The following is a 12,411-nucleotide window of genomic DNA, read 5'->3' as shown; positions in this document are numbered from 1 at the left end:
TAATTTATTAGTTATTTTTATTTATGTCATAAAACAAATCAAAAGAATAGCTCTGTTTTTGAATTAAACTTTCAATAAGTTTTGAAAGTTTAATAATTTACCAGTACATTTGATCTATGAAAAGCTTAAAAAACCACTTGATCCTTTTTGATGCAGACTGCCCAATGTGCAGGCTGTATACGAAAGGCTTTACTAAGGTTGGAATGCTTGATCCGACAGGAGCACAACCTTACCAGAACATGCCTCAAAATGTTTGTCCCTATGTGGATCAGCAGAGGGCGGTTAACGAAATTGCACTGGTTGATACCGATACAGGGCATGTAACTTATGGTATACATAGCCTGTTTAAAGTGCTTGCAAATTCGATCCCTGTTTTTGCTCCGCTTTTTTCATTTAAGCCCTTTGTTTGGATGATGACTAAAGTGTATGCTTTTATCTCTTATAACAGAAAGGTAATTATACCCGCCGAAATAACTGCCGACAGCTATGCAATCCAGCCGACTTTTAAATTGAAGTATCGTATTGCATATTTATTTTTCACTTGGTTTATGGCCAGTTTTATCCTTACCTATTATGCAGGTTTATTAAAAGAACTGATGCCAATAGGAGGTGCTTACAGGGAGTATTTTATTTGCGGCGGACAAATTGTTTTTCAGGCTATTGTAGTGAGTATTATTGCCTGGGATAAAAAATGGGAGTACTTAGGTAACATGATGACCATATCTTTTGCAGGATCTTTATTGTTGTTGCCAGCTTTATTGATGGCGAAGTTCCTGGTATTGCCTGCTCTTTTTTATACTACCTATTTTATGGGAGTTGCAGGTCTTATGTTTTTGGAACATTTTAGACGAATGGGCATTTTAAAACTAGGATATATACCTACCTTAACCTGGGTGCTGTACAGAATAATTGTCCTTTTACTGATCTTATTTATTTAAAGAATATGAAATACGCGAAAATAGTTTTGGCTGGTGGCAATGGGTATCTCGGCAATGTTTTGGCTAATTACTATAAAACAATTGCAGCTCAGGTAGTCATACTAAGTAGGAAAGCTAAAGCCGCGCAGAGTAATGTAGAAACAGTTTTGTGGGATGGAAAAACTGAAGGTACATGGACTGAAACACTTAAAGGTGCAGATATGTTGATTAACCTTTGTGGGAAAAATGTAAACTGCCGTTATAACAAACAAAATAGAGCGGAGATTATTGCTTCAAGAACAATACCCACAAGACTATTAAATAAGGTGATATCAGAAATGGCTAACCCTCCAAAACTTTGGATCAATGTAACTTCTGCAACTATTTATCGTCATGCAGAGGATCATCCCCAAGATGAGTATAATGGAGATATAGGATACGGATTTTCAATTGATGTTTGTCAGCAATGGGAGGGTTCATTTTTTGAAACAGAAATACCATTGACAAGGAAAGTTGCACTAAGAATGGGAATTGTATTAGGTAGGAATGACAGTGTTTTCCCGAGGTTACTTAATCTCGTTAAATTTGGGTTGGGCGGTAAACAAGGTGATGGACAGCAATATGTTTCATGGATTCATGAACACGATGTGGCCAGGAGTACAGAGTGGTTGTTAAACAATGAAGAACTTACAGGTGTTGTAAATTGCACTGCTCCCGAGGCTGTTAAAAATACGGAGCTGATGCGATTAATAAGGAATGCTTATGGTATGCCAATTGGCTTACCTAATCCGCAGTGGTTACTGGAAATTGGAATGTTTGTGATCGGTTCTGAAACGGAACTAGTTTTAAAGAGTAGATGGGTAGCACCTAAACGTTTACAAGAATCTGGTTTTGTTTTTCAGTTTGCCAATGCAAAACATGCGATACACGATATTTTAAGCATCAGGGTTTGATGAAACTTTACTAAAATAGAATGATGGACAACTTTTTCTTATCATTGTTTTATGAACACTAAACAAGCTTATAATATCTGGGCTGCACAGTACGATACTAACGATAATAAAACAAGAGATCTGGAAGGGTTGGCATTAAAATTATGCCTTGCCCGTGTTCCGTTTAATAAAGTTTTGGAAATTGGTTGTGGAACCGGAAAAAATACGGAATGGCTGATTGGAAAGGCCGCAATGATAACTGCAGTCGATCTTTCTGATCAAATGCTGGCAAGAGCTAAAGATAAAATAACTTCTAACAGAGTCGAATTCAAACAGGCTGATATTACTGCCCGTTGGAACTTTAGAGATGGCTTGTACGATCTGGTGACCTTTAGTTTAATATTGGAACACATCGATAATCTTGACTATGTTTTTAATCAGGTCTCAAAATCTTTAAACCCTGATGGTTATGTTTATATTGGTGAATTACATCCATTTAAGCAGTACACTGGTACTAAAGCTAGGTTTGATACTGAAGATGGGAAACAGATTGTAGACTGCTTTAATCATAATATATCTGACTTTATTCAGGCAGGTAAAAAGCATGGTTTAACATTAGTTGATGTAGAAGAGTATTTTGATGACAATAACAGAACAGAGATTCCAAGAATTTTAACCATCTTGTTAAAGAAATCCTAATCATTTTATATGAAGACCTTTACTTTAATCGTTTTAACTTTAATAATGGTAACCCCGTTCCAAAAATCAATGGGTCAAACAGAAAAAAAACAACAAGGAGCCGTTCTAAATCACATCGCAGTTTACGTTACTGATCTTGCTAAGTCAACAGCATTTTATAAGGATGTTTTTGATCTGGAAATCATCCCGGAGCCATTTAAAGATGGCAGACATACTTGGTTTTCATTAGGCCCTGCCGGACATTTGCATTTAATTCAGGGTGCAAAGCCCAATGTAGAGCATGATAAAAATGAGCATTTATGTTTTAGTGTGCCATCTGTAGATAAGTTTATTACCCTGCTAAATTCTAAGAAAATTGAATTTGAAGATTGGGCAGGTACACGTAAAGCAGTTACATTAAGAGTGGATGGTATAAAACAGGTTTATTTTAAAGATCCGGATGGCCATTGGCTTGAAGTAAACGACGATCATAAATAGTCGGACTTTTAATAAATAAAACAAGGCATATGACAATTGACATAGAAAATAAATTAAAAGGTAAGGACATCAATCCTACTGCTATGCGTTTGTTGGTGCTGGAGTTTTTAACCAAGCAAAGTGCCGCTATCAGCCTAAACGACCTTGAAAAAGGTATGGCCCCATCCGATAGGATAACACTTTACCGTACGCTAAAAACTTTCGAAGAAAAGGGACTTGTCCACAGTATTGAAGATGGAACCGGCGCTACAAAATATGCTTTATGCGAGGAAGATTGTGATGGAGAAAATCATCACGATCTTCACGTTCATTTTTATTGTAATACCTGTAAGGAAACATTTTGTCTCCCAAACACCGAAATACCTGATATCTCATTACCGGTCAATTTTCTGCGCCAGGAGATGAACCTCATCATCAAAGGAATATGCGATCAGTGTAATCCATCAATACCTTTGCAATAGCATTGCATAGCTATAGCCTGTATCTTTGTTTGTATAATTTAACGTTATGCAACTATCAAATAATCATACAGACTGCTGTGCAGTAGAAGAACCTCAGCTTAAAGCGGCACACAAACATACGAATCAACACGTTCATGAACATTCTGATGATGATGGACACAATCATGGTGCTACAGAGCCATCAGGGTTGATAGGCCACTGGCCATTGTTAACTGCATTAGCCATTATTGTTGTTATGATGGTATTGGAATATGGGTTTAGCATCACATTCAATAATCTTATTCAGTTGGCAGTTTTTATACCTGCTTATTTATTGGCTGGATATAACGTATTGGCTCTGGCATTTAGAAAAGCAATAAGACTTGATTTCTTTAACGAGTTTTTTCTGATGAGTGTAGCAACTTTGGGTGCTTTTGCTATTGGATCTTACAGCGAAGGGGTAGCCGTAATGGTGTTCTATTCTATAGGAGAGTGGTTTCAGGATTCGGCGGTTAGCAATGCAAAGCGAAGTATTAAAGCTTTGCTGGATATCAGACCTGATAGTGTTGATGTAATCAGAAATGGAAAAGTTGTTAATGTATCTCCTTCGGAGGTTCAGATCAATGAATCTATACAAGTTAAGCCTGGAGAAAAGGTGGCGCTTGATGGCATATTAATATCAGATAGGGCAACATTTAATACTGCTGCTTTAACTGGCGAGAGTAAACCTGATAACAAAAATAATGGCGAAACCGTACTTGCCGGAATGATAAATCTCAATCAGCTTGCCGAATTAAAAGTTACTGCTTTGTTTAAAGATAGTAAGCTAAGCAAGATTCTTGAAATGGTACAGGATGCTACGGCAAGGAAATCTCAAACACAATTGTTTATTTCCAGATTTGCTAAGGTTTATACACCTATCGTGTTTTTATTGGCTGTTCTTGTCGTTGCGCTCCCTTACTTTTTTGTTGCCGATTATAACTTTAGCGACTGGCTTTACAGAGGCTTGGTATTTCTGGTAATCAGTTGTCCTTGTGCGTTGGTGGTTTCCATTCCATTGGGATATTTTGGAGGGATTGGTCTTGCTTCAAAAAATGGTATTTTGTTTAAAGGATCTAATTTTCTGGATGTAATTACTACCGTAAATACAGTAGTAATGGATAAAACAGGTACGCTTACAAAAGGAGTTTTTGATGTGCAAAAAGTAGTAGCGGTTAATGGGTACAGCGAAAAAGAGCTCGTTCGCATTGCTGCAGCACTTGAAAGTAAATCGACCCATCCAATTGCAATTGCGGTTAAGCAATATGCAGGTGATGATCTCTCAGGAATAAAAATAGAGCAGGTTGAAGAGATTGCAGGTCATGGTTTAAAAGGACTAATTGATGGTAAGGAAGTCCTTGCAGGTAATGCTAAATTGCTTAAGAAGTTTAATATATCTTATGATAAGGCTATAGATGAGATTGATGATAGTGTAGTGGTCGTGGCCATAGATAACGTGTATTCAGGTTATATTACCATAGCCGATGAAGTAAAAGAAGATGCTAAACAAGCAATAACTGATTTGCATGCATTAAATATTAAAACGGTAATGCTAAGTGGCGATAAACAAAGTGTGGTAAGTCGAGTGGCTGCTTTTTTGGGGATTGACGCCGCATTTGGCGACCTTTTACCGGAAAATAAAGTGCAGAAAGTACAGGAGCTTAAAGATAAGAGCTTAAAAATTGCCTTCATTGGTGATGGAGTTAATGATGCTCCTGTTGTAGCATTGGCCGATGCTGGAATTGCCATGGGCGGATTGGGCAGTGATGCCACCATTGAAACGGCCGATATTGTTATACAAAACGATCAGCCATCAAAAATTGTTACAGCAATAAAGATTGGTAAAATAACACGCAGTATAGTTTGGCAAAACATTTCGCTTGCTATGATTGTGAAGATAGCTGTTTTAATTTTGGGCGCCGGAGGTGTGGCAACATTATGGGAAGCTGTGATAGCGGATGTTGGTGTTGCGCTGCTCGCAATCCTGAATGCAGTAAGAATTCAGAATATTAAATTCTAAGAGAGTTTATATAAACTCTCTTTCTATCTCTCTTAAACATCAGTTTCAATATTTCTTAAAAAGTACCAAAAACATTAAAAATATTGCGCAAAGGTTTGTTTTGCTAGATAAAGGCTGTTTTTTGCCTTTTTTAACTCCTTCTGTTAGAAACTTTTACACTGCCTGTTAGGTTTTTATGTGGAATAATAGGTAATTTACATTAACACACTGAAGCCAAATATTGTAATGTCCGTATGAAATTTTTTCGCAACAAGAAACTATTAGTCCTGCTTGTCCTTGCCGCAGTAGTTGTTTTATCCTCACTACTGATGTCTTATGATAAGAAAGTGGATTTCAATACCGAAGTAAAACCTATCATTAATAAGAAATGCATTTCCTGTCACGGTGGCGTGAAAAAGCAGGGAGGGTTTAGTTTGCTTTTTCATGAAGAAGCAATTGCTGCTACTAAAAGCGGGAAACCTGCTATTATTCCGGGAGATCCTGATGGAAGTGAACTTATCAAACGCTTATTAAGTAAAGATCCTGAAGAGCGCATGCCTTATAAGCATGACGCCCTTAATGAAGATGAAATAGATATTTTTAAACGCTGGATAAAGCAGGGTGCCAAATGGGGCGATCACTGGGCTTATCTGCCTGTAAAAGAGGTAGAAGTGCCAAGTGTTAGTGGCGATTGGGCAAAGAATGATATAGATAAATTCATCCTAGAAAAATTGGATGAGCAGGATTTAAAACCATCTAAAGAAGCAGACAGACCTACTTTATTAAGAAGAGCCAGCCTTGATTTAATAGGAATGGCACCCCCTAAAAAAATAGCCGATCAGTATTTAACAGCCAAAGACGGTGATAAAGCATATCAGGTTTTGGTTGATTCATTAATGGCTTCTCAACGTTTTGGAGAGAAATGGGCTTCTATGTGGTTAGATGTTGCCAGATACGCTGATACAAAAGGCTATGAAGCTGATGCAGGAAGAAACATCTGGCCTTACCGCGATTGGGTAATCCGTGCCTTTAATAAAGACATGCCTTACAACCAGTTTGTTACTGAGCAGATAGCCGGGGACTTGGCGGTAAATCCTACAGACGATCAGTACATCGCTACTGCGTTTCAACGAAATTCAATGAGCAACGATGAAGGTGGTACAAATAACGAAGAGTTCAGAGTTTCCGCAGTATTGGATCGTGTTAACACGACCTGGGAGGGGATGTTAAGCACCACTTTTGCTTGTGTGCAATGTCATAGTCATCCGTACGATCCTTTTAAGCATGAGGAGTTTTATGAATTTATGGCTTATTTTAACAATACGCGTGATGAGGATCTTTCATCCGAGTATCCATTGTTAAGACAGTATAATGATTCATTACAAAGAAAGCTTACCTCATTAACAGATTGGTTAAAAGTTAATGCACCTGCAGGGAAAGCCGCTGAGATTCATAAATTCTTAAAAACCGGAGAACCGATTATCAACTCTGTTTCTACTGATAGTCTGGAAAACGCCATTATAGCTAATAAAAACATAGCACTTGCCTTTAGAAACAATGGAGTAGCGAGAATTCCAGCGGTAAACCTTAACAAGGTTGATGAGATGATTTATAGATATTCATCCGGCAAACCCGGTGGGAGCATGCAACTGAGGTTGGATAAACCTACAGGACCTGTAATTGCCTCCTGGAAAGTTCCTGAAGGACCGGGGTATCGTAATCTGGCTGTCGATTTTAAAGAACAGACTGGCATACACGATGTCTACCTCACTTATACCAACCCAACAGCTACAAATAAAGAAGAGATAGTTGTATATTTTGATTGGTTCCGTTTTTCTCAGCAATTCCCTGGAAAAGGAAAACCTGGTTATGAAGAAAATAAAGCGATCTTCTGGTCTCTAATGGATTCCAATGGAGGATCTATACCTATTCTGGTCGAAAATCCATCAAACAGATTACGCAAAACATTTGTGTTTAAGCGTGGCGCATGGATTACTCCGGGAGCCGAAGTACACGCAGGTGTTCCTAAGTCTTTAGCTTATGCCATGCCTAAAAACGCGCCAAAAAACCGGGCGGGGCTTGCCATGTGGCTTACCGATAAGCGAAACCCTTTACTATCCAGAACTATGGCCAACCGTTTATGGGAGCAGCTATTTGGGACAGGGATTGTGGAAACGCTTGAAGATATGGGTACACAAGGAATGAACCCAACTCATAAAGAACTACTGGATCATTTATCGTGGCAACTCATGAATGATTACAAGTGGAGTATGAAGAGGTTGATTAAGGAGATGGTGATGAGTGCAACATACCGACAAGATTCGAAAGTGACAGAGGATACAAAAAAGAAAGACCTATTTAATAAGTATTATGCACGGGGTGCAAGGATGAGATTAAGTGCAGAACAGATCAGAGATCAGCACCTTTCAGTAAGTGGAGTATTAAGTGCCAAGATGTATGGGCCGGGTGTAATGCCTTGGCAACCAAATGGAATCTGGAACTCACCATACAATGGCGCTACCTGGAATAGCTCGGCTGGCGAAGATCAGTTTAGAAGAGCCATTTATACCTATTGGAAAAGAACAGCTCCTTACCCATCAATGATCGCTTTTGATGGTGCACAAAGGGTAGTGTGTAGTCCGCGAAGGATTAGAACCAATACGCCATTACAGGCTTTGGTTACCCTTAACGACTCTGTGTACATTGATATGGCTAAATTCTTTGCTTTAAGAATGAAAAAGGAGGGTGGCAAAGAGGTGAAAAACCAAATAGCTAAAGGATATGAGTGGATGATGTATAAACCTATTCCGGGTGCTAAACTTAAAATTTTAGATAACCTTTATCTGATGGCACTAAACGACTACAAAGTACATCCTGAAAAGGCCAAACAAATACTCGGCGGGCAACAAACAGATACTTACCCCGAAACGGCTGCACTGGTGGTAGTAGCAAATGCAATGTTGAATCTTGATGAAGCGGTAACAAAAAACTAATTGTAATGACAAGAGATGAATTGAATGCACATCGTTTGGTAAAAGAAGCTCAGGAAACTGAACTAAGGGCTTTTACACGTAGACATTTCCTTAAAGAGAGTGCAATGGGACTTGGTGCCGTAGCTATGGGGGCATTGTTAGGTAGTTGTGGTTTAGGAGGCAAAACTGCCAGTGATATTTTATATGATCCGGTGCATCCGTTGTTGCCAAAGGCACCACCACTTTTAGGTAAAGCAAAGAGTGTGATTTATCTGCATATGGCAGGTGCTCCCTCTCAGTTAGAACTATTTGATTTTAAACCTGAATTGATGAAGATGGATGGGCAGGATTGTCCGCAATCTTTATTGGCAGGTAAGAAATTTGCTTTTATTACAGGTGTGCCTAAAATGTTGGGTCCACAGGCAAAATTTGCACAACATGGCGACAGTCGTGCCTGGGTTAGTGATAACCTTCCGCATTTCTCTACCATGGTAGATGATGTTAGTTTTTTAAAGGCAGTGCATACAGATCAGTTTAATCACGCCCCAGCGCAATTATTAATTCATACAGGTAGTGCACGTTTAGGCAGGCCGAGTATGGGCAGTTGGGCTACATACGGTTTAGGTACCGAAAATCAGAACCTTCCGGGTTTTGTGGTGCTTACCAGTGGTGGAAGTTTCCCTGATGCAGGAAAAAGTATCTGGGGTAGCGGTTTTCTACCTTCCGTGTACCAAGGAGTACAGTGCAGAAGTGAAGGAGATCCGGTATTGTTTATCAAAGACCCTCATGGAATGAGTCGTGATTTGCGTAAGGCATCTATAGATGCTATTAATGCATCCAATGAACAGGAGTATACAGCTTATAATGACCCGGAGATATTATCGCGTATATCACAATATGAAATGGCTTACAGGATGCAGATTTCTGCCCCTGAGGTAATGAATATTAATGATGAACCGCAGTATATTCATGATATGTATGGCACACAGCCAGGTAAATCATGTTTTGCAAATAACGTGTTGCTTGCCCGTAAACTAGTAGAAAAAGGGGTAAGGTATGTACAGTTGTTTGATTGGGGTTGGGATGCACATGGTGATGGACCAAACAACTCATTAAACATAGGCTTAAAGAATAAATGCCGCAGTATTGACAAGCCTATTACCGCATTGTTACTTGATTTAAAACAACGTGGCCTACTTGATGAGACATTGGTAGTTTGGGGTGGAGAGTTTGGGCGTACACCAATGATGGAGAATCGTAATGGTGTTCAGAACCCTTATAACGGTCGCGACCATCATACCGATGCCTTTACCATTTGGATGGCCGGAGGGGGTATTAAAAAAGGTTATACCCATGGCGAAACTGATGAGATTGGATACAGCGGCATAAGTGGTAAAGTCGATGCTTTCGATATACAGGCTACCATATTAAATCAGCTCGGTTTTGATCATGAGAAATTCACCTATCCTTTCCAGGGGCGTCCATTCCGTTTAACGGATGTTGGAGGCAAGATCATACATGATATTATTGCTTAATTAATTTTACTTAGAACATTTTTACCGCAAATATAAATGCACCAAAACAGACGACATTTTTTAAAAACTACTGCAACGGCAACGGCTGCCGGATTATTGGTTCCACTAGGCGAAATGGCAGCAAAAGAAATTCCTTACGTTAACGCAAAAGCAGGATACGAATTGTTATTTATGGCTACCGATTGGGGGCTAAGTGGCACAACAGATGAATTCTGCGCTGCGGCAAAAAAAGAAGGATATGAGGGAATTGAAGTTTGGTGGTCGGGAGATACCAAAGCTCAGGAAGCGCTGTTTACAGCATTGAAAAAACATAATTTACAAGTAGGTTTTCTATGCGGAGGTTCGCAGAGTGATGCAGCGGCACATTTAGATACCTTTAAGAAAAACCTGGATGCCGCTGCTGGTAATAGCTTTCAGAAACCGGTTTATATCAACTGCCATTCCGGAAAGGATTATTTTACTTATGAGGAGAACAAACTATTTATAGATTACACAACCAAGAAAACTAAAGATACCGGCGTTCCCATTTATCACGAAACCCATCGTGGGCGAATGCTATATTCAGCTCCTGTGGCAAGAAAATTCATAGAGAAAAATCCCGATTTACGACTAACTTTAGATATATCCCACTGGTGTGTGGTACATGAAAGTCTGCTCGGAGATCAGAAGGAAACTATTGATTTAGCATTAGAAAGAGTAAGTCACATTCATTCCAGAGTTGGACATCCGCAAGGCGCACAGGTTAACGATCCAAGAGCACCAGAGTGGGATAGCGCTATAAAAGCACACCTGGCGTGGTGGGATAAAGTAATAGAACGCAAGAAACTGAAAGGTGAAAGGATGACAATTCTGACGGAATTTGGACCTCCTGATTACCTGCAAACTTTACCTTATACCCGACAACCGGTAGCAGACCAGTGGGCGATAAATGTTTATATGATGAACCTATTGCGCAAGCGTTATCAGTTGTAAGTAATGATACTATTATCAATTCCAGAATTTATTGGTCGGTTTCATCCCATTCTTGTTCACTTGCCTATTGGTATTTTATTGTTGGGTTGTCTTTTTCAGTTGTTAACTATAAACCCTAAATTTTTAGGGGTAAGACCGGCTGTACCTTTAATTTATTTGTTAGGCGGTTTGGGTGCAGTTTTTTCTTCGGTTAGCGGTTATCTGTTGTCACAAAGTGGCGATTACGATGGCAATATGGTCGATATACATCAGTGGCTGGGCATTAGCGTATCTATTATTTCGCTAAGTGTTTATGCGATGTACAGAAAGCAGGCAAGTGAAGGCTCGTTGAACATAGTGGCGGTTATTTTAATTGTTCTGATTTCAGTTACAGGGCATTACGGAGGCTCTTTAACTCATGGGTCTGATTATATTACCTCTGCCTTAAAAGATGACGGGAAAGGAAAGGCCGCCATACCACCAGTAGCAAATGTACAACAGGCAATGGCTTATACCCATATGATTCAGCCCTTGCTGCAAAATCGATGCTACAGTTGTCATGGTGCAGATAAACAAAAAGGAAAACTGAGACTTGACGGTAAGGATTTTATATTTAAAGGGGGCGAAGATGGTAAAGCATTGGTTCCTGGAAGTGCCGAAGAAAGTGAACTGATTAAAAGATTGCTATTGCCGTCTTCTAACGACGACCATATGCCTCCCAAAGAGAAACCACAATTAACTCCCGAAGAAATTGCATTGTTGCAATGGTGGGTACAGCAAGGTGCAGATTTTAATAAGAAAGTACAAGACTTAAAGCAATCCGAAAAGGATAAGGCGCTTTTATTAAGCTTTCAAACAGGTGAAGCTAAAAAAGAAAATAAGCAATCTGATATTCCTACTGCGGAGGTTTCAAAAGCAGATAATGCAGCTCTCGAAAAATTGAAACAGGCCGGCGTAGTGGTTATACCTGCACTGGGTAGCAGTAATTATTTAACTGCCAGTTTTGTTACTGCAAAGGCAGATGTTGAGGTGTTAAAACTTTTAGAACCATTAAAGAAGCAGCTGATCTGGCTTAATCTCGCCAATACTGCTCTTGATGATAAAGGAATGGAAACCATTGCTAAACTTGAGAACCTGATTCGCATTAATTTAAGTAGAACTAAGGTTACTGATAAAGGATTGACATGGCTAAAAAGCATAAACCATTTGCAGTATGTAAACCTCGTTGGAACAAAAGTAACTGCTAAAGGAGTACAAGAACTAAAACCCCTAAAAGAATTAAACAGCATTTATCTATACCAAAGTGGTGTAACTAAAGCCGACGAGGCTTTGCTCAAAAAGATATTTGCAAAAGCAAGCCTTGACTTCGGTGGCTATGTTGTGCCGACCCTTGAAAAGGATACTACTGAAGTAAAGTAGTCTGAAACATAACTTATTGATTTGCAATTTA

At 39.3% G+C, this 12,411-nt stretch carries 9 protein-coding genes and 1 pseudogene; all 10 read left to right on the top strand.

Annotated features, from left to right (window positions below; translation table 11 throughout):
• The first annotated feature begins 116 nt into the window (after nt 1-116).
• The 10 genes and pseudogenes from HQN83_RS20175 to HQN83_RS20130 all read left to right on the top strand — a co-directional run bounded on the left by HQN83_RS20175 (nt 117) and on the right by HQN83_RS20130 (nt 12,380).
• Nucleotides 117-938, top strand: a complete 822-nt coding sequence (locus HQN83_RS20175) for a DUF393 domain-containing protein (protein ID WP_173092750.1) — start codon at nt 117-119, stop codon at nt 936-938.
• Between the two features lie 5 nt (nt 939-943).
• Nucleotides 944-1,870: a TIGR01777 family oxidoreductase gene (locus tag HQN83_RS20170; protein ID WP_173092748.1), complete on the top strand. Its 927-nt coding sequence runs from the start codon at nt 944-946 to the stop codon at nt 1,868-1,870.
• 42 nt (nt 1,871-1,912) lie between these two features.
• Nucleotides 1,913-2,548, top strand: a pseudogene (locus tag HQN83_RS20165) (class I SAM-dependent methyltransferase); the annotation flags it as partial.
• A gap of 9 nt (nt 2,549-2,557) precedes the next feature.
• Nucleotides 2,558-3,025 (top strand): VOC family protein, encoded by a 468-nt coding sequence (locus tag HQN83_RS20160; protein ID WP_246254556.1) that lies wholly within the window; start codon nt 2,558-2,560, stop codon nt 3,023-3,025.
• Between the two features lie 29 nt (nt 3,026-3,054).
• Nucleotides 3,055-3,486 (top strand): Fur family transcriptional regulator, encoded by a 432-nt coding sequence (locus HQN83_RS20155; protein ID WP_173092744.1) that lies wholly within the window; start codon nt 3,055-3,057, stop codon nt 3,484-3,486.
• Between the two features lie 46 nt (nt 3,487-3,532).
• Complete coding sequence (locus tag HQN83_RS20150) at nt 3,533-5,524, top strand: heavy metal translocating P-type ATPase (RefSeq protein ID WP_173092742.1); 1,992 nt, start codon at nt 3,533-3,535, stop codon at nt 5,522-5,524.
• A gap of 233 nt (nt 5,525-5,757) precedes the next feature.
• On the top strand, nt 5,758-8,496 hold the full coding sequence (locus HQN83_RS20145; RefSeq protein WP_173092740.1) for a DUF1553 domain-containing protein: 2,739 nt from the start codon (nt 5,758-5,760) through the stop codon (nt 8,494-8,496).
• 5 nt (nt 8,497-8,501) lie between these two features.
• On the top strand, nt 8,502-10,010 hold the full coding sequence (locus tag HQN83_RS20140) for a DUF1501 domain-containing protein (RefSeq protein ID WP_173092738.1): 1,509 nt from the start codon (nt 8,502-8,504) through the stop codon (nt 10,008-10,010).
• 36 nt (nt 10,011-10,046) lie between these two features.
• A complete protein-coding gene (locus HQN83_RS20135) occupies nt 10,047-10,982 on the top strand; it encodes a sugar phosphate isomerase/epimerase family protein (protein WP_173092736.1) in 936 nt (311 codons plus the stop codon).
• A 3-nt stretch (nt 10,983-10,985) separates the two neighbouring features.
• Nucleotides 10,986-12,380, top strand: a complete 1,395-nt coding sequence (locus HQN83_RS20130) for a c-type cytochrome domain-containing protein (RefSeq protein ID WP_173092734.1) — start codon at nt 10,986-10,988, stop codon at nt 12,378-12,380.
• Nucleotides 12,381-12,411: the final 31 nt, after the last annotated feature.

Source organism: Pedobacter foliorum (assembly GCF_013266735.1).
GTDB lineage: Bacteria > Bacteroidota > Bacteroidia > Sphingobacteriales > Sphingobacteriaceae > Pedobacter > Pedobacter foliorum.
Note: the sequence above shows the minus strand (reverse complement) of the source record. Positions and strands in the feature narration are given on the sequence as shown.

Excerpts from the sequence above, each read along its gene's own strand:
- HQN83_RS20175 (WP_173092750.1), top strand. The coding sequence starts at position 117 with ATGAAAAGCTTAAAAAACCACTTGATCCTTTTTGATGCAGACTGCCCA.
- HQN83_RS20170 (WP_173092748.1), top strand. The coding sequence starts at position 944 with ATGAAATACGCGAAAATAGTTTTGGCTGGTGGCAATGGGTATCTCGGC.
- HQN83_RS20160 (WP_246254556.1), top strand. The coding sequence starts at position 2,558 with ATGAAGACCTTTACTTTAATCGTTTTAACTTTAATAATGGTAACCCCG.
- HQN83_RS20155 (WP_173092744.1), top strand. The coding sequence starts at position 3,055 with ATGACAATTGACATAGAAAATAAATTAAAAGGTAAGGACATCAATCCT.
- HQN83_RS20150 (WP_173092742.1), top strand. The coding sequence starts at position 3,533 with ATGCAACTATCAAATAATCATACAGACTGCTGTGCAGTAGAAGAACCT.
- HQN83_RS20145 (WP_173092740.1), top strand. The coding sequence starts at position 5,758 with ATGAAATTTTTTCGCAACAAGAAACTATTAGTCCTGCTTGTCCTTGCC.
- HQN83_RS20140 (WP_173092738.1), top strand. The coding sequence starts at position 8,502 with ATGACAAGAGATGAATTGAATGCACATCGTTTGGTAAAAGAAGCTCAG.
- HQN83_RS20135 (WP_173092736.1), top strand. The coding sequence starts at position 10,047 with ATGCACCAAAACAGACGACATTTTTTAAAAACTACTGCAACGGCAACG.
- HQN83_RS20130 (WP_173092734.1), top strand. The coding sequence starts at position 10,986 with ATGATACTATTATCAATTCCAGAATTTATTGGTCGGTTTCATCCCATT.